Consider the following 17545-nt stretch of genomic DNA (forward strand, 5'->3'; position numbering starts at 1 on the left):
GGCGCCTGCCGGCATGGCCACTAGCATTAGCCAGCGGCCCGCCCGCCAGCCGGAGCGCGCAATGGTCACCGAACGCGTATCACCGCGGCAGAAAGGAACGGCTCACGATGACGACCCAAGCCGACGGCCATCGGCACAGCCCGCAACCGATCCCGCGCCGGCTGCTGCACCGGCGGTTGATCGGGACAACGCCTGAGTGACCCGAGAGCGGCTGGGGACTGAGATGGTACAGCTGCAGCAGACGACGCACCCCCGGCTGCGGGCCGTCGTGCGAATGATGGTGCGGGACTCGGCACCTCGGCCGGCGGCGGCCAGACGCGCGGCCAACGATTTGCGGCGAAGCCTGTGGCCGGCGGTCGCCGCGGAAATCCGCTGGGCATTCACTCCGCCGCGCACCTGGTTGATGGGTGTGGTGGCCAACCTGATCTTTGCCGTGGGGTGGTTGGTGGTGCAGCCGCTGACGCTAGGCCGCCACCAGGACTGGGTGGTGCTGGTCGGCACCTACTTCTCGTCGTGGATCCTCGCCGACGTCACCACCACGAACCTGCTCGGCGCGGATCACTATCGCGTGCTTGCGGCCGTCTCCGACTGCGTGCCGTTCTGGCGAGTGCTGGTGATCAAGAACTTGGCATTGCTCGTCATCGTCGGGTTGCCGACGTTGGTGACGGCGGTGGTGTTGACGTTGTGGCTGGAAACCCCGGCGCGCCTGGCCATCACGATCCCGACGGTCGCGGTGCCGATCGTGTCCTGGCTCGGGGTGGGCAACTTCTTCTCGGTGTTACACCCGGTCGGAGTCGCGCCGCTGACGCGGCGGTGGCGGCAACGTGGCGACCGCCGCCGCACCCGCGGCTGGATCATTGCGCTGACGCTGCCCTACGCGCTGTACTACTTCGCCGACCCGATGAACGGCGTAGAGCATCAGCTGCTGTGGACGCGGGTACCCGCGCTGATTTGGCCCGTGTTCGGCCGGGACACGAAAAGCTTTGTGCACCTGGGCATCGCGTTGACGGTGTGGGCCGCGGGGACACTCGCAGCGGTGTTCTGGGTGCGCAGACACGGATTGCGGATCCGGTGAGTGCGGCCTCAGCCGAGCAAGGCCAGCTGCCGCAAGTCGTCGGCGTACTTGTCGATCAACTCCGCCGAGATGTGCGGGATGTCCTTGTCCGGGCCGATCTCGTCCGCGCGTACCGCGGCACGGAACACCTCGGTGGGTGCACACGCGCCCCGGGTCGCCTTCTCCGGCCGGTGGAACGCGTGCAGCAGCGGCAGCACCGATTGTTGACGTTGCCGCTCGGGTAGACCCGTGAGTGCGGTCTGGAACCGGGCCAGCCACTCGTCGTAGTCGGGGATGCGCTGGATCTTGTTGCCGGCCCGAATCAGCCAGTCCACGAACACATCCAGCGAGACTCCGTCGTCGTACGGGTTCATCACGTCGAACGAGGTGTACCCCTTGCGGATTCGGGAGCCGATCGTGGTGATCGCCTCGGCGATGAAGTCGACCGGCAGGCCGTCGTAATGCGCACGGGCCCGGCTACCGACGCCGTCGTGTTCGTAAAACGAGTGTGGCGCGATGCCCGTCACCAGCAGGCTGAAGATCAACCGGGTGAACATGTCGGGCACGTTGAGCTGGCCGCGGTAGCGGGTGTGGGCGAGGATCATGTCGGATCGGAACACCGCGACTGGCAGGCCGCACAGATCGTTGGCTTCGCGCAGCAGCACCTCGCCGGCCCACTTGCTGTTCGCGTAGCCGTTCGCGTAGTCGCCGTTGAGCGGCCGGTCGGGGCTCACCCGCCGGATGTCGCCGTCTTCCTGGAACTGGCCGGGCGGCACCGTGCTCGCCACCGCGATCGTGGACAAGTAGGTCACCGGCTTGATCTGAGAGGTGATCGCCAGCCGGATGATCTCGGCGGTTCCCACGACATTGGGACCGAACAGCTGATCGTAGGGCAGCACATGGTTGACCAGTGCGGCCGGATGCACGATCAGGTCGACGGTCTCGGCCAGCCGGTGCCAGGTCGCGGGGCTCAGGCCCAGATTTTCCTCGCCGATATCGCCCGCCAGCACCTCGAGATGTGTGGCGGCAAGCTCGCGGAACCGGCTCAACAGCTCGGGATCGCCACTGTCGAACGCCTTCTCGAGGCGTGCCCGGGCCTCGTCAACGTCGCGGCCGCGCACGATCGTGACCAGTTTGCCGCCCCGCTCGGCGAGTCGGTCCAGCCATTCCAGCGTGAGGAAACGTCCCAGCCAGCCGTTCGCACCCGTCAGCAGCACGGTATGCGCCGCGCCGCCGGCGTGCGGCAAAGACGGTGCGGTGCACAATGTTTGGGCGTCGATGAACTTGTCCAGCGTCAGGTCGGCGGCGGCGATACAGGTTGCGCCGTGCCCGTGAACGGTGCTGAAACCGGGCCGGCGGATACCGGCACCGCGCTGGACATCGATGTACTCGGCGATCTTAGCGATGTTGTTGGCCGGGCTGGTGATCACGGCGACCGGGACCTCGACACCGAAGATGTCCTCCAGCAGCCGGGATAAGGTCAACGCGGACAACGAATCTCCGCCGAGGTCGGTGAAGTGCGACTCCGAGTCGGCGCCCGACGTGCCCAGCAGCGCGCGGCACGCCCCGGCCAGCGTCTCGACCGCCGGCCGGTCGGCCGCGGCTTCGCGCAGCACCCGAATCTCGTCGACCTGTGCGGCCGCGATTTCGCTGTACAGCCGCTCGAGCTGTTCGCCATAGCGTTCCTTGAGCCGGGGACGCAACTGCTTACCCAAACCGGAGAGCAACCCGTTCTCGTCGGTGAACGGCTTGGTTTCCAAGATGAAGTCGACGGGCAGCTCATAAGACTGCAACTGGGCTGCGGCCGCGGTCTGTCGAAGCGATTGGTGGATGGCCGTTTTCAGCGCCGGGCTGTTCCCGTATTCGGCCAGCGCTTCGGGGGTGGGCACGATGACGGCCAGCAGGTTGGACCGTTCGCTGTTTCCGTACACGAAGATCTGGCGCACCAGGGGTGCCCCGGCGTAGATGGACTCCAGGTTGGCCACGGCGACGAATTCGCCCTGCGCGAGCTTGAGGACGTTGTTGCGGCGGTCGACGTAGACCAGGTGGTCGGGTTCGATCTCGGCCATCACGTCGCCGGTCTTGTAGAAACCGTCTTCGTCGAAAACCTGTGCGGTGACTTCGGGACGCTTGTAATAGCCCGGCGTCATCGTGTCGGTCTTGACGAGCAATTCCCCACGCGGATAAGGCCGGTCGGTGAGGAAATAGCCGAGCTCGGGAACGTCGATCAGCTTGTAGTCGATAACCCGGTTCCGATTGACCACGTTGTCCCGGGTGAGCATGCCGGTCTCGGTCAAGCCGTAGCCATCCGTGATGTGCGCGTCCAGCATCGAGTCCAGGAACGCCTTCATCTCCGTGGCCAGTGGCGCGCTGCCCACGAAACCGCCGAGCACCCGACCACCGAGCACCTGCTCGCGCATCTCGGTGGCCGCATCGTGCTCGGCGGTCGCGGGATCTGCCCCCTCGGCGATCCCGCGGTCGACCGCGCCGCGGTAGTGCTGGTACAGCATCTCCACCACCCGCGGCACCATGGCGGCTTCAGTGGGCCGCACCAGCGCCCAGTCTTCGAACAGGGTGGACAGATCGGATTCGGGGACGAAGTAGCTGGTGCCTCCGCTGAGAAATGCCGATGCCAGCGGCAGCCGGCCGCCGAGATGATTCAGCGGCATGAAGTTCGCATTGATCACCGGCAGGCCGGGTGCCAGGAAACGCATCGTCGTCCAGACGGTGGTAACCGTGCGCTCGGTGTACATGGCGCCCTTGGGCGTTCCGGTGCTGCCGGAGGTGTACATGATCATCGCCAGGCGCTGGTCGTCGCCGTCTGCGCAGGCCGCAACGGCGGGCAATCGGCGGCCGCGCGCGACGACCTCGTCCACCGTGGTGACGGCCACCCGAGTGCCCGAGCCCTGCAAGCGCACCCGGGTCTGTTCGAAGTTCTCCCGCTGCTCGTCGACCTCGGCCCGGTAGTCGAACACCATCAGCTGACGCAGCGAGGTGCTGGTCAGCGCGGACTCCGCCGCCAGATCGAGGTATTCGGCGCTGACCGCGACGATCTTGGGTTCGCATTCCTCGATGATCGGGCGCAGCCGGGCCGGCGGAGCGTTGTGCTGCAGCGGCACCGTCACCAGGCCGAGATAGGCGCAGACCAGGTCAACGACCAGATAGTCGGCGCTGGAGAACCCGACGGTTGCCACGACATCGCCTGCGGTGACCGGGTTTTCGGGGTCGCTGCTCCAGGCGGTGGCGATGGCGCGCACCCGGTCCCACACGTCGCGGTAGCTGATGGTCTCGAACCGCGGCCGAAGTCGTAGCACGGTGCGGCCGTCGGCGTCAGTGACCAGTTCGCGAACGCGCTCGCCCAGCGCGGGACGATCGGCGTAGCCCTCGACCAGTCGCGCGAGAACCTCGGTCAGCCGCAGGCCGGGCGCGCAGGCCGCCTCGATGACCTCGGGAAGCGGCGCCGCCGCGCGGAATTGCGGGTCATTGTTGAACAATTCGGCCACCCGCCGGGCCGTCCGCTCGTCTCGGTTGTCGCCTGGCTCGGCCAAGTCGAGTTCGCGCAGCGATCCGCTCGTCATGGTGTGTGTCCTTTCGCCTTTACCTGTTCTTCGAAGCCGAACACCAGCCGGACGATGAGGGGGTCGTGCCCAGTGAGTGTGACCTTCGTTACCCGTCACATCGGTGGGTAGTCGGTATAGCCCAGCGCGCCACCGGTGTAGAGGAACTCGATGCGGGCCTTGTTGAGTTGTGCGCCGTAGGTCCACCGCCGCACCAGATCCGGATTGGCCAGATATGCGCCGTCGATGGTGACGGCGTCGGCCGTTCCGGACGTGACGACGTCGACGGCTCGCTCTCGGGTGGACGTCGTCTGGAACCTGCGGTTGAGCAGCAGGCGGTCCGGCCAGCGGCGGCGCAGCCAGGAGTAGATCGGCCGCTCGGGCGGGACCCGAGCGTGCAGATACGCCAACCCCAGATCGCGGGCGTTCTTGGCGAGAATCAGGTGCGCCTCAAAATCGGGTTCGTGAATGTCGTTCTCCGGATTGCCCGGAGAGATGCACAACCCCAGGCGGTCGGGGCCGATCGCGTCAGCGACCGCGTGGATCACCTCGGTGGGCAACCGCGCCCGGTCGTGTGCGGACCTGCCGTAGGAGTCACGCCGATAATTGGCGTCGTACGTCAGGAATTGACTCAACAAGTATCCGTCGGCGGCGTCGATCTCGACGCTGTCTTCCTCGGCCGCTCGTGCCCGACCCGCAGCATTCACGAATGCTGCCGTCACACAGCGTATTTCGTCTGCGGAGAGTTCGTGTGGAACTACGAAGGCTTTCTTGCCGGCGGCGGTGTGCACCGTGCCGGACGGCCGGATCTCCGACGGCGCCACGGGCCGTCGACCGTCCAGCAGGTCCGGATGTGAGATACGGCCAGAGTGCATGATTTGCACCACAATTCGGCCGCCGGTGGCGTGCACCGCCTCGGCGACCCGTGCCCATCCGGCTTGCTGTTCGTCGGTGTGCAGACCGGGTTGGTTGGGGTAGGCCCGGCCGCGCGCCGACGGGAAGGTGGGTTCGGTGATGATCAGACCCGAACTCGCCCGCTGCGCGTAGTACTCGGCCATCAACTGGGTGGGCACCCCGTCGTCGGCTGCGCGGGTGCGCGTCATCGGTGCCATCAGGATCCGGTTCGGTGCGTATAACGCGCCCAGCTGAATCGGGGCCAGCAAAGGATGATCGGGACACAACAACCGCGGCGGCAGCGCGCTTCCGGCGGGATGCGACGGATAGTGACGTCGCGGCCGACCAGCAACGGCGAATCTTCGAGCCACGGTTGTCCGCACCTTTCGTCCGGGAAATCGACCGTCACGACCCGAACCTGCGAACTTGCCGGTGAACGCGCGGACACCTCCATGGTGTCGATGCGCTACCGTCACCGCTAGGACACGTGTCCTCCCGCGTCGGAGGATTTGCCTCGCACGGGGCCCGGACCCAGCTAACGGACGTTCGGCTTGATCTCCTCGATCACCCACTGCGCGTAGTCGAGATATTCGTCGACGCCGCGCACCGCGGGAATGGGAACGGCGCTAACGGTCACGCCTTGCTCGGCGAACCAGTTCAGCCTGTCGATGATCTGCTCGGCGCTCATGCCCGGCCGGTCGCTGCTGCCGTCGCGGACGACATGTCCCTCGCCGACGCGATTGGTTCCCATGCCGTACATCACGTCGAACGGACGCCCGTCATAGGACGGCTGGGATTTGATGTAGTCCACCTTTTCGGCGATCTGCTCAGGCGGCGTCAGAAACGCCCACCACCCGCAGGCGTGCTTGGCCGCCCGGCGCAGCGCCGCGTCGGCATCACCGCCGATCCAGATTGGAAGGTGGAATTTCTGAACGGGTTCGGCTCGAATGCGATGTCGTCGAAGGAGACGTAGCGGCCCTCGAATTGCGGGGTGTCGCTGGTCCACAATTCGATGATCGCGGCGAGGTATTCGTCGGCGATACGGCCCCGCTCGTGAAGCGGCACCCGCAGAAGTTCGAATTCCCTTGCCAGCCAACCGACTCCGAAGGTCACCATCATCCGGCCCCCACTCATCCAGTCGGCCGTGGCCAACGCCTTGGCCAGGACGATCGGATGCTGCAGCGGCAAGACGGTGACACAGGAATTGACGGCGATGCGTTCGGTGGCGCCGGCGACATGGGCCTGGGCGACCGTCGAGTGCAGATAGTGCGGTCCGGACAAATCGACGTGGTCGGCGGGGATGACAAAGTGTTCGGGGAAGGCGATCATGTCGTAGCCCCAACGGTCCGCACACTTGGCCATCCGGGTCTGGTCGGGGCCGGTAACCTCCGGTGCCCACGGCTGCATCGTGGGCTTGAGCCGCAACATGTGCGGAAGGGGGAAGACGAATTTCACGTGCGAACTCCTTCTGCGATACCGCCGACAAGGCAATCAAAGCCCACCCGGCCGCCGTCGTCACTCAAAACCGCGACATCGCCGCGTCCCAGCCAGCGGTCAGTGTCACCCGCGGCGATGCAGCGGGTTGTTAACCTGGCGACGTGGCGCAGACCAGCGAAGAGCCGGTAAAGGGGTCGCTTGCGGCGACCAGCTGGGCGCTGCTGGGCATGCTGTCCTACGAAGAGGAAGTCTCCGGCTACGACCTGAAGAAGTGGATCGACTGGAGCGTCGACCTGTACTACTGGAGCCCGTCGTACAGCCAGATCTACACCGAGCTGAAGAAGCTGGAGGCTCTGGGCCTGGCGACGTCTCGCGTCGAGCACGACGAGAGCACCCGCAGCCGTCGGCTCTACGAGATCACCGAGGCCGGCATGGCCGCGGTCACCGAATGGGCCACCGACGCACCGGTCGACCCGCCGGTGCTCAAACACAGCGTGCTGATGCGGATGACGTTGGGGCATCTGAGCAACCCGGCCCGGCTCAAGGAGCTGCTGCAGGATTATGTGGCCTACACCGAGACGTGCCATCGCAAGGCGGTCGAGGACGCCGATGGAGCCGAAGCCGAACCCGCATGGGCGTACTCGGTGATCGCGTTGCGCTGGGCGGCCAAGTACTACGCCGCCGAGCGCGAGTTCGCCCTCGAGATGATGAAGGACATCGACGAGGCCGACCGCATCATGCAGACGGCGCCCAAGGGTAGTTCGGGCAAACCGCGAACCACGCCCGGCTACTGGCGCGAGGTGGAAAAGCAGGTCTCGGCCAAGCGCCAAGCCGACTAGTGGGCGCCGGCCGCGTCCCGCGCGGCGATGTAGCCGTACACCAGCCCCTGCGCGATCGTCGCACCCGCACCCGGATACGTCGTGCCGAACGCGTTGGCGGCGGTGTTGCCGATCGCGTAGAGGCCGTCGATCACCGCACCGTTCTCGCGCAGTACCCGGGCCCGGTGGTCGGCCCTCAGCCCGCCGCAGGTGCCCAGGTCGCTGAGCACCATCTTGACGGCGTAGAACGGCCCCTTGGTCAACGCGCGCAGGTTGGGATTGGGCGCGATCGTCGGGTCGCCGTAATACCGGTCGTACGCGCTGCGGCCCCGGCCGAAGTCGGGATCGACGCCGGCAGCGGCGTTTTGGTTGAAGCCGGTGATCGTCGCGGTGAAGTCCGCAACCGGAACCCCGATCCGCGCGCCGAGTTCGGCGAAGTCGTCGGCACGCACCACGATACCCGCGTCGTACCAGGCCCGTGGGATGCGCATACGCGGAAAGAGTTGGGCGCCAAAGACATAGCTGTTGCGGTATTGCTGGTCGAAGATGATCCACATCGATTCGACCGGGGTGCCGGAGCGCTCCAGCTCGAGCAGTCGCTGGCCGAAGGACATCAGTCGCTGGCCGAAGGACATGTAGTCCGACGACTCGTTGGCGAAGCGGCGGCCGTGCTGGTCGACGATGAGGCTGCCCGGCAGCGATCGTTCGGCCAGCATCACGGCTGGCGCCTCGTCGGGCAACGGCGCGACCGCGGGGAACCACCACGCCTGATCCATCAGATCGATGCCGCCGCCGAGTTCCTGTCCGGCGCGAATCCCGTCGCCGGTGTTGGCCGCCGCACCCAGACTAAGGTTGGCGCCCAACGACTCCGACTGGAATTTCCACCGCATGTCCATGCTGTGGTCGAAACCACCGGTGGCCAACACCACGCCGCGCCGCGCGGTGATCACCACCTTGCGTACGCCGTGCCGGACCACCGCGCCGCGGACCCGGTCACCGTCGTGGCGGAGGCGCAGCAGGGCCGTGTCGGTCCACACCGGGATACCGGCCCGCAACACACCCGCGAACAGGCCGGCCGTCAGGCCCTGACCGCCCGCGGCGTAACGCCGGCCCAGCAGCCGGCCACCCACTCCTTGCCCGATTCGCTTGGCGAATACCGGAATTCCCTTGCGCGGGACCCGCGCCACCAGATTCATCCAGCGGTAGTCGGCACCCGTGGTCGGCACCGGGACGCTGGCCTCCATCAAGCCCGGCTCCAGCCGGGTGCGGTAGGCGCCGAGCAGCGAGGTGTCGAACGGGTGGCACTCGCAGGTGCGTTTCGCCGCGCTGCCACCGGGTTCCTCCGGGTGGTAGTCGGAATAATCGCGCGCCCAGAAGAATCGCAGCGCAGTGGTCCGTCGCAGCATGTCGACCGTGCCGGGCACGTGCGTCAAGAATTCCGTCGAGCGCTGCCGGGGTGCCGAACCCGCCACCACCGAATCCAGATACGTCGGGATCATCACCTCCGGCGGCGGCGGATTGTGCTCCGGGTCGTTCCAGACGAACAACATGCCGTCCTGCTCCAGCGTCGTCCAGGTCGCCGTGCGGGCCAGCTTGGGTGGGCGCCGGGCGTAGGGCACCTGCTTGCATCGCCCGTCGTCGCCCCAGCGCCAGTCGTGGAACGGGCAGGCGATCTCGTCGCCCTTCACCTGGCCCTGGGAGAGGTCGCCGCCCATGTGCCGGCAATAACTGTCCAGGACGTTGATCTTGCCGTCCCCGCTTCGGAAGACGACGAGCTTCTGGCCGAACGCGTTGATCGCGTGCGGTTTGCCGTCCTCGAAGTCGCGGATCAGCCCCAGGCAATGCCAGCCGCGGGCGAATCGCGTCGGTGCGGCCTGGGCCTCGATGAGTCGGATTTCGTCGGTGTCCTGCATGGGCACGATTCAACGCCGCAAAACACCCGATCGGGGGTTGCCGATCGGCCTGATCCATTCCGGCTTCTTGTGCAGCAGCGGGTCCTCACCGCGCGCGGCGCCCTCGTTGTATGCGGCCACGGTCGCCTGCAGCGAGCCGGGCGCCAGGCCGATATCGCGTTCCAGGTCCGCAACGTCATCGGCCACCCAGGTCGACTGCCGCAGCATGAATTTGGGTGACCACGACGCCATCGCCTCCTCCTGGGCATCGTTGTCGATGATCAGGTAGGCGGTGTTGTCCTGGTGGTACAGCGTGAGGTGCCCGACGCGGCCCGGGTAGGTGTCCTCGGCGACGTACCGCTGGCCGCGGCCGTTGACCAGGATGCCGCGCACCAGCTGCTGGGGATCGATGAAGATCGCCACCTCGGTGGCGTCCATGCGGGCCAGGTCGGCGCCGAGCGCCTGCGCCATCCGGATCGCCTGCCCGTCGTGCTGCTCGATCGACGCGGCCGGACGGCCCGCGATCCGCGGCGCGAAGCGCGCCACCATCGAATCGTTGTAAGCGAAGCTTCCCGTCGCCAGCACCACGCCGGTGCGCGCCCGGATCGTCATCTCGGTGCCGTACTGGCGAGCGCGGATGCCCACCACTCGGCCGTCGGACTCGGTGATCAGACACCCCACCCGCACGTCGTAGAGCGCGCGAGCCCCTGCCGCGGTAGCGGTTTCGACGAGCGGCTTCATCAGCATGTAGCCGGCGCTGGCTTCGCCCTGCTTCTTGTTCTGCATCTGCGGGACGTGGCCGCGCGGGGCGGGGGTGGCGATCGTGTTGAACGGGTAGGAGTTTTCGCCGCCGCTGTACATCAGGCCCTGATCGCCCATCGGCTCCCAGCCGGGCTCGGAGAAGAACTCCGCCTTGAACGGGACGCCGCACCCGACCAGCCACTCGAAATGAGCGACGCTGCCGGCGCAGTAGTCGGCAATGCGCTCGGTATCGGCACCCGGTCCCATCGCGACGTTGAGGAACGCGGTCATGTTGTCGACGGAATCGTCGACACCGCAGGCCTTTTGCAGCGGCGTGCCGCCGCCGAGGTAGATGAATCCGCCGGCCATCGCCGCGGCCGCCGCCCCAGGACCCGGTGCGCTCCAGCACCAGGACGTCAACCCCGGACCGAGCCGCCTCGACCGCGGCCGCCGCACCCGCGACGCCGTAACCGGCGATCACGACGTCGGCCTCGTGATCCCACGCGGTGATCGACGACGCCGCGATCGGCGTCACGTCGGTGTCGGGTGTCTGGGACATCACAGCCGCATCGCCGCGGGCATCTCGCCGACCCACTGGTGGCCCCAGTAGCTGTCGGCGGTGATTTCCTCTGCCGTGTAATAGGTTTCGTCGACCCGCATGCCGTCGGTGCCGAATTCGATGTCCCAATCTCCCGGCGCCCGGACGTAGAAGGAGATCATCTTGTCGTTGGTGTGCCGGCCAAGCGTCGACGACAACTGGAAGCCCTCGGCGTTGACCCGGTCCAGCGCCTGGCCCACCGCGTCGAGGGTGTCGACCTCGACCATGATGTGCACCAGGCGTGGGTCGCGCATGTGCGCGGCCGGCACGATCGCCATGCTGTGATGGCGCTGGTTGATGCCGAGGAACCGAACCCGCACCGGGCCAAACTCTTTCGGCAACGGCACCCGGAACGCGCCGCGGGAGCGGAACCCCAGAATGTCGGTGTAGAAGTCGAACATGGCGTTGGGATCCATCGCGGGCACCACGACGTGGCCCATGCCTTGATCGCCGGTGACGAATCGGGCGCCGAACGGGGTGACGACCGGGCTGTGATCGAGCACGGCCCCGTGGAACACCTCGAGGGTGATACCGGCCGTGTCATCGAAGGTGATCACCTCTTCCACCCGGCGGGCCTCGGCCTCGTCGATCGATAGCTGCTTGAACGGCACCCCGGCCCCGTCAAGCGTCGCCTTGACCCGCTGCAGCGCCGGGTGGTCGCGTACCTCCCAGCCGACCGTGAGCACGCGATCGGTTTCACCCGGCACCACGATCAGCCGGGCCGCCCGCTCGTCCATCCTCAGGTACAGCGCCGACTCGTCCGGCCCGCTACCCTCGGCGAAACCCAGGACGCCGAACGCGAAGCGGCGCCAGCGGTCGATGTCTTTGGTCGAAATAGTAATGTAGCCAAGGCTTTTCAGATCGGTCACCAAACGCTCCTCAGATCAACGCCCGCAGCGGTCCTTCGGGCGGCTCTATGCCGAGTGAACTCAGCGCCGCCGCGTGGTAGGTCGTCCCGGGGACGTGGATGGCATGCATCTGGCCGACGTGCACGTCACGCCAATACCGCTGCAGCGGCTTGTCCATCCGCGCCGCATTGCCGCCCGACCGGGCGAAGATCTCGTCGACGGCCGACACCGCGCGCCACACCGCGCGCACTTGCGTGCGGCGTCCGGCCGCGCGATCGGCGAACGACACCTCCTTGCCGGCCGCGACCATGTCGTAGATGCGGTCGGCGTTGGCCAGCAGTTCCTGGCGGGCGGCGTTGATGTCGGCGGCCGCCTCGCCGATGGCGTGCATGACGTACGGGTCGGCCTTGATCGGGGTTCCGGTGGCGCCGACGCGTTCGCGTTGGTAGTCCAGGTACGTGGCGAGCGCGCCCTCGGCGATGCCGATGGTGGCCGCGGAGATGCCCAGCGGGAACATCGTCGACCACGGCATCAGATACAGCGGTTCGGTCATGCCGGCCTCGCGTTGGGCGGTGCCGTCCATCACCTTGGTCGCGTCCATCGTCCGGTAGCTCGGCACGAACGCGTCTTTGACGATGACGTCCTTGGAGCCGGTTCCGCGCAGCCCCACCACATTCCACGAGTCCTCGACGATCTCGTAGTCCTTGCGCGGCAGGATCATGTGCAGCATCTGCGGCGGCATGATCGGAACGCCTTTTTCGTCAGCACGCATGGCGCCCAGGATGATCCAGTCGCAATGGTCGGTGCCCGAACTGAACTGCCAGCGGCCGTTGAAGATGTACCCACCGTCGACCGGTTTCGCGATACCCTGCGGCGCGTACGGGGAGGCCATCCAGGTGTCGACGTCGTCGGCCCAGATTTCGGCGGCGACCTTCGGGTCCGCGTACGCCAATTGGTAGGGGTGCACGCCCACCACGCCGACGATCCAGCCGGCGGCCGGATCCAGCGCCGCGGTGGCCATCGTCGTCTCGGCGAACTCGCGGGGGTGGACCTCGAAGCCTTGGTACTGATTGGTCTGCAACAACCGGATCAGGCCGGCGTCCTTTATCAACTTGACGGTGTCGTCGGTAAGCCGGCCGATTTGCTCGGCTTCGGCGGCCTGGTCGCGCAATTGGTCGGCCATGGCCACCACCCGGTCGAGTACCCGGTCGCTCATATCGCTGTCCTTACGTGTGGGGGCTAAGTAATGGTCTACCGCAGTGCTCGCCCGTCCCAAAGGAAATCCCGATGAGCGAATTGACGCGAGGGCCGATACGGCGACGACGCATAGCCAACTTGTCAGATTCACGCATAGCCAACTTGTCAGATTCAAATGTCTCTCAAGGAATAGCGCCGGCGGTTACGCATTCGGCGGGAATGAAAATCGTCGCCAAGCGGTAGCACAACGCATGGAACTCAACGACGCCGCACGTATCCTGATCGGCACGGGGGCGGATGCCACCCTGGTCACCATCAATCCCGACGGAAGCTCGCAGGTCAGCCTGGTGTGGGTGGCCTTGCGGTCAACGCCGGACGGTGACGAGCTGGTCACCGCCCACCTCGCCGAACACAAGAAGGTTCGCAACGTGCGTCGGGATCCGCGGGTAGCGGTGACGATCGTGTCGCTCGACGGAGCGGGCCAGGGGATGCGACCCTACCTCGCGATCACCGGGACCGCCCGGATCGTGGAAGGCGGTGTCCCGGAGCTGCTGAAGCAACTGAACCCGGTCCTGGGCGATCCGAACATGGCGTTCCCGCCGGATGACGCGCCGCCTGGATATCTGACCCGCATCCGCATCGACAAGGTCGGCGGCATCGGGCCCTGGGTCGGCTGAGCCGCGTTTTTGCCACTTCCGCTACTCGGAGTATCGCAATACAGTGGGTGGATGAAACCCGGAGCTGACGGCAGACATATCCGGGCCTGTCCGCTGTGTGAAGCCATGTGCGGCTTGGAAATTCACGTCGAAGCGGGCAAGGTCACCGGCATTCGCGGCAACCGTGACGACGTGTGGAGCCGTGGCCATCTCTGCCCGAAGGGCGTGTCGCTGGGCGCGGTCCACCACGACCCGGACCGCGTCCGCAACCCGCTGATCAAGGTCGACGGCGAATGGCAGGAGGTCAGCTGGGACGCCGCCTTTCGGCGCTGCACCGAGTTGTTGACGCCGGTGATCGACAAGTACGGGATCGGCGCGGTCACCGCCTACACCGGCAACCCACTGGCGCACTCGTTTTCGCTGGCCCGCTATGCCGGCGTGTTGATGGGCATGTCGGGGTGCCGGTCACCTATTCGCCCGGCACGGTCGATCAATGGCCGAAGAACCTGTCGTCGCACCTGATGTACGGACTGTGGTGGAACTTTCCGGTGCCCGACATCGAGCGCACCGACCTGCTCGTCATCATGGGTGCCAATCCCGCGGCGTCGCAGGGATCACTGTTGGCCGCGCCCGACGTGATGGGCCTGATCGACGGAATTCGCGAACGCGGCAAGGTGATCGTGATCGACCCGGTGCGCACCCCGACGGCGGCCCGGGCCGACGAGTGGCTGCCGATCGTCCCGGGCACCGACGCGGCGTTGTTGCTGGCGGCCGCCCACACGCTGTTCGCCGAGGGCCTGGTGAACCCCGGCCCGCACGTCGACGGTGTCGACACCATGCGTGCAGTCACCGCGGACTGGCCGCCCGAGCGGGTCAGTGACGTCACCGGCATCGACGTCGACACCATCCGGCGGTTGGCGCGCGAATTGGCGGCAGTCGACAAATCGGTGGTATACGGCCGAATTGGCTTGTGCAATCAGGAGTTTGGCAGCCTGGCCAGCTGGATGGTCGACGTCATCAATATTTTGACCGGCCATTTCGACACGCCCGGCGGCGCGATGTTCCCCAGGCCGGCGGCCTGGTCGATCACCACGCAGCCGCTGCCCGGCCTGGAGGGCGGCGTCGCCGAATTCGGCAGCTGGCACACGCGGGTGCGCGGCGCCAAAGAGGTGCTGGGGCAGGCCCCGGTGTCGTGCATGACCGAAGAAATCGCGACACCGGGCGACGGGCAACTCAAGGCCCTGATCACGGTCGCCGGCAACCCGGTGCTGTCGACGCCCGGCGGTGACAAGCTCGACGAGGTGCTGCCGATGCTGGAGGCGATGATCTCGATCGACCTCTGGATCAACGAGACGACGCGGCATGCCGACGTGATCCTGCCCGGGCTGTCGCCGCTGGAACAGCCGCACCACGACGACCTCATCCTGCTGTTCGCGATCCACAGCATCGCGAACTACTCCGCGCCGGTATTCGACCCGGGTGATCGGCCGCACGAGTGGGAGATCCTGATCCGGCTGACCGGCCTGTGCACGGGTACACCGGCCGAAGATGTCGACGTCGTCGCGATCGACGACGGCTTCTTCGATTACCTGGCCTTCACGCGGGGCGTCGACGGCGCCGAGATCCGCAAGCTCTACGAGCACGGCGGCCCCGAGCGGATGCTGGACCTCACGTTGCGCACCGGACTGTTCGGGGATCAATACGGCAAGAATCCCGGCGGGCTCACATTGGACCTGCTCAAGCAGAATCCGAACGGCATCGACTTCGGACCCATGGTGCCGCAGCTCCCGGACATTCTGGGCACCCCGGACCGCAAGATCCGGCTGGCTCCGCAGTACCTGCTCGACGACCTGCCCCGGCTGGCCGCGCGCATGGAGCGGCCCGCGGAGCCGTTGGTCCTGGTCAGCCGGCGGCACCTGCGCTCGAACAACACCTGGCTGCACAACGTGCCGGCATTGATGAAGCGTAAGGACCGGTGCACGCTGCTGATCCATCCCGACGACGCGGCGCACTGCGGTGTGTCCGACAACGACGTCGTCACCGTCAAGTCCGAGGCCGGCGCAATCAAGGTGTCGGTAGAAATCACCGACGCGATCAAACCCGGTGTGGTGTCGATGCCGCATGGCTGGGGACATGGCAAGCCGGGCACGCGCATGTCGGTCGCCAACGGGTCACCGGGGGGTCAACACCAACGCGCTGTCCGTGCCGACGTTCATCGACGAACCGTCCGGTAACGGTGCACTTAACGGGATACCGGTGACGGTCCTGGAGGATCAAGCCCGGTTCGAACCCGCTGCGAGCCGCTGACGGACTCCAAAGCGTAATCGCGCCAACAGTTCTGCCGGGACTGAGATGTGGGCGTTTCGGCGTGTCCGCTGTGCGTTGGTTCACGCTCGCGGGGTTGCTGAACCGGAGAGGCCGGATCCTCGTGGCAACAGCAAGAACGCAACCGGAAGGGGGAGAAGCCATGGTGTACTACCTGGCGTTCATCGCGCTGATCGGCGTCGAGCGCCTGATCGGGCTCGTCGTCTCGCACCGAAACGCCCAATGGTCAATCGCCCACGGCGGCAAGGAATTCGGCCTCGACCACTATCCGGCGATGGTCAGCCTGCATGCGTTACTGCTGATTTCGTGTCCGGTGGAAGTTTGGGCCCTGGGACGACCGTTCGTGCCGTGGCTGGGATGGCCGATGCTCGCCGTCGTAGTGCTCAGCTGCATCGTCCGCTGGAGATGCGCGGCGGCGTTGGGCCGGCACTGGAATCCGCGGCTGATCGTGATCCCCGGTGCGCCGCCGGTGCGGCGCGGTCCGTATCGATGGGTACGTCACCCCGACTACATCCCGGTCGTCGCGGAGGTGGCGGCGCTGCCGCTGATCCATTCGGCCTGGCTGACGGCGATCGTGTTCACCATTGCCAACGCCTTGGTGCTCAACGTGCGAATTCGCCTGGAAAACGCGGCTTTGACCTACGTCTGAGCGTCACGGCGCGATCGGCCGGTTGGTCCACTCCCGGCCGGGCCGCCGCGACGAACGAAACCAGCCGCCCGCCGCAGCGGTGCCGCCGTCGGTCGGGATGGTGTGGCCCGTGACGAACGCCGACAGTCCGAGGCCAAAAACAGGATCACGCAGGCCTGGTCCTCGGGCAGTCCCATCCGTCCGGCCGGCACCCACTGCGGCCACTGTGCCTGCTCCTCGGGGGACAGCCACTGCGAGTAGGGCACCTGCAGCGATTCGGTGACGTCGGGTCCAATGCCGTTGACCCGCACCCCGTCTCGGCCCACCTGAACCGCGAGGCTGCGGGTGAAATGAATGATGGCCGCCTTGAACGCGGCGTAGACCGGATCTTCGGGGTAGCCCCGCAGCCCTTCCACGGAGGAGACGTTGACGATCGAGCCGCGACGTCGACCGACCATCGCCGGCAGGAACGCGTGGGTGACTAAGAAGACGTGGTGCAAGTTGATCCGGTAGAGCTCGTCCCACGACTGCGGGTGGGTGTCGACGAATCTGCCCGGGTGGCGCAACCAATGGCCGACGTTGTTGACCAGCACATCGATCCGGCCGAACCGGTCCAGCACGCTTTGCGCCAGCGCCGCAACCTGATCGGCGTCTCGCACGTCGGTGACGATCGGCAGCGCCTGTGCGCCCGACGCCGAGATCTGCTCGGCGGTCCGGTCCGCGAGGTCGGCTTCGATATCGGCGATCACGACCCGGGCGCCGTGTGCGGCGAACAGCTGCGCGGTCGCCGCGCCGATACCGCCGCCACCGCCGGTTACCACCGCGACCCGGTCGGCCAGCAGCCCGCCGGCCTGAGGTGCCTGTTCCATCCCCACATCTTCGGGCACTCGTCCAGACCGA

At 66.7% G+C, this 17545-nt stretch carries 9 protein-coding genes and 4 pseudogenes; 5 read left to right on the plus strand and 8 right to left on the minus strand.

The features are described from left to right. Nucleotides 1-223 precede the first annotated feature (223 nt). A complete protein-coding gene (locus T428_RS0100695) occupies nucleotides 224-1075 on the plus strand; it encodes a hypothetical protein (RefSeq protein WP_211243870.1) in 852 nt (283 codons plus the stop codon). An 8-nt stretch (nucleotides 1076-1083) separates the two neighbouring features. Here T428_RS0100695 and car read toward each other — a convergent pair whose 3' ends face one another. The 3 genes and pseudogenes from car to T428_RS24720 form a co-directional block, all read right to left on the minus strand. Further along, nucleotides 1084-4632, minus strand: a complete 3549-nt coding sequence (car, locus tag T428_RS0100700; RefSeq protein WP_025734970.1) for a carboxylic acid reductase — start codon at nucleotides 4630-4632, stop codon at nucleotides 1084-1086. Between the two features lie 95 nt (nucleotides 4633-4727). After that, nucleotides 4728-5795: an oxidoreductase gene (locus T428_RS0100705; RefSeq protein ID WP_342666140.1), complete on the minus strand. Its 1068-nt coding sequence runs from the start codon at nucleotides 5793-5795 to the stop codon at nucleotides 4728-4730. Between the two features lie 245 nt (nucleotides 5796-6040). Continuing rightward, nucleotides 6041-6960, minus strand: a pseudogene (locus T428_RS24720) (TIGR03619 family F420-dependent LLM class oxidoreductase). 209 nt (nucleotides 6961-7169) lie between these two features. Here T428_RS24720 and T428_RS0100715 point away from each other — a divergent pair. Then, the gene (locus T428_RS0100715) at nucleotides 7170-7781 is read left to right on the plus strand and encodes a PadR family transcriptional regulator (protein ID WP_084298611.1); all 612 of its coding nucleotides are present in this window, start codon (nucleotides 7170-7172) and stop codon (nucleotides 7779-7781) included. On the opposite strand, the gene T428_RS24725 is transcribed toward T428_RS0100715, so the two are convergent. The 4 genes and pseudogenes from T428_RS24725 to T428_RS0100735 form a co-directional block, all read right to left on the minus strand. Continuing rightward, nucleotides 7778-9673, minus strand: a complete 1896-nt coding sequence (locus T428_RS24725; protein WP_025734973.1) for a 3-ketosteroid-delta-1-dehydrogenase — start codon at nucleotides 9671-9673, stop codon at nucleotides 7778-7780. The genes T428_RS0100715 and T428_RS24725 overlap by 4 nt on opposite strands. Nucleotides 9674-9694: 21 nt before the next feature. After that, nucleotides 9695-10952, minus strand: a pseudogene (locus T428_RS24730) (FAD-dependent oxidoreductase); the annotation flags it as partial. Continuing rightward, a complete protein-coding gene (gene bphC, locus T428_RS0100730; protein WP_025734974.1) occupies nucleotides 10952-11860 on the minus strand; it encodes a biphenyl-2,3-diol 1,2-dioxygenase in 909 nt (302 codons plus the stop codon). The gene bphC and the pseudogene T428_RS24730, both read right to left, overlap by 1 nt. 10 nt (nucleotides 11861-11870) lie before the next feature. Beyond that, complete coding sequence (locus T428_RS0100735) at nucleotides 11871-13055, minus strand: acyl-CoA dehydrogenase family protein (RefSeq protein ID WP_025734975.1); 1185 nt, start codon at nucleotides 13053-13055, stop codon at nucleotides 11871-11873. A gap of 232 nt (nucleotides 13056-13287) precedes the next feature. Between T428_RS0100735 and T428_RS0100740 the strand changes: the two genes are divergently transcribed. The 3 genes and pseudogenes from T428_RS0100740 (at nucleotide 13288) to T428_RS0100750 (ending at nucleotide 16666) form a co-directional block, all read left to right on the plus strand. Continuing rightward, nucleotides 13288-13713 carry a TIGR03618 family F420-dependent PPOX class oxidoreductase gene (locus T428_RS0100740; RefSeq protein WP_025734976.1) on the plus strand — a complete coding sequence of 142 codons (426 nt, stop codon included), beginning with the start codon at nucleotides 13288-13290 and terminating at the stop codon, nucleotides 13711-13713. 51 nt (nucleotides 13714-13764) lie between these two features. Then, nucleotides 13765-15999 (plus strand): annotated as a pseudogene (locus T428_RS24735) (molybdopterin-dependent oxidoreductase). A gap of 163 nt (nucleotides 16000-16162) precedes the next feature. Next, nucleotides 16163-16666: an isoprenylcysteine carboxyl methyltransferase family protein gene (locus T428_RS0100750; protein ID WP_025734977.1), complete on the plus strand. Its 504-nt coding sequence runs from the start codon at nucleotides 16163-16165 to the stop codon at nucleotides 16664-16666. A 3-nt stretch (nucleotides 16667-16669) separates the two neighbouring features. Here T428_RS0100750 and T428_RS24740 read toward each other — a convergent pair. Continuing rightward, nucleotides 16670-17514, minus strand: a pseudogene (locus tag T428_RS24740) (SDR family NAD(P)-dependent oxidoreductase). Nucleotides 17515-17545 lie beyond the last annotated feature (31 nt).

It is taken from the genome of Mycobacterium genavense ATCC 51234 (genome assembly GCF_000526915.1).
Lineage (GTDB): Bacteria > Actinomycetota > Actinomycetes > Mycobacteriales > Mycobacteriaceae > Mycobacterium > Mycobacterium genavense.

What these genes read in the sequence shown, in the direction of transcription:
- T428_RS24725 (WP_025734973.1), bottom strand. Translation starts at nt 9,673, where the DNA reads ATGCAGGACACCGACGAAATCCGACTCATCGAGGCCCAGGCCGCACCG.
- T428_RS0100695 (WP_211243870.1), top strand. Translation starts at nt 224, where the DNA reads ATGGTACAGCTGCAGCAGACGACGCACCCCCGGCTGCGGGCCGTCGTG.
- T428_RS0100715 (WP_084298611.1), top strand. Translation starts at nt 7,170, where the DNA reads ATGCTGTCCTACGAAGAGGAAGTCTCCGGCTACGACCTGAAGAAGTGG.
- T428_RS0100735 (WP_025734975.1), bottom strand. Translation starts at nt 13,055, where the DNA reads ATGAGCGACCGGGTACTCGACCGGGTGGTGGCCATGGCCGACCAATTG.
- car (WP_025734970.1), bottom strand. Translation starts at nt 4,632, where the DNA reads ATGACGAGCGGATCGCTGCGCGAACTCGACTTGGCCGAGCCAGGCGAC.
- T428_RS0100740 (WP_025734976.1), top strand. Translation starts at nt 13,288, where the DNA reads ATGGAACTCAACGACGCCGCACGTATCCTGATCGGCACGGGGGCGGAT.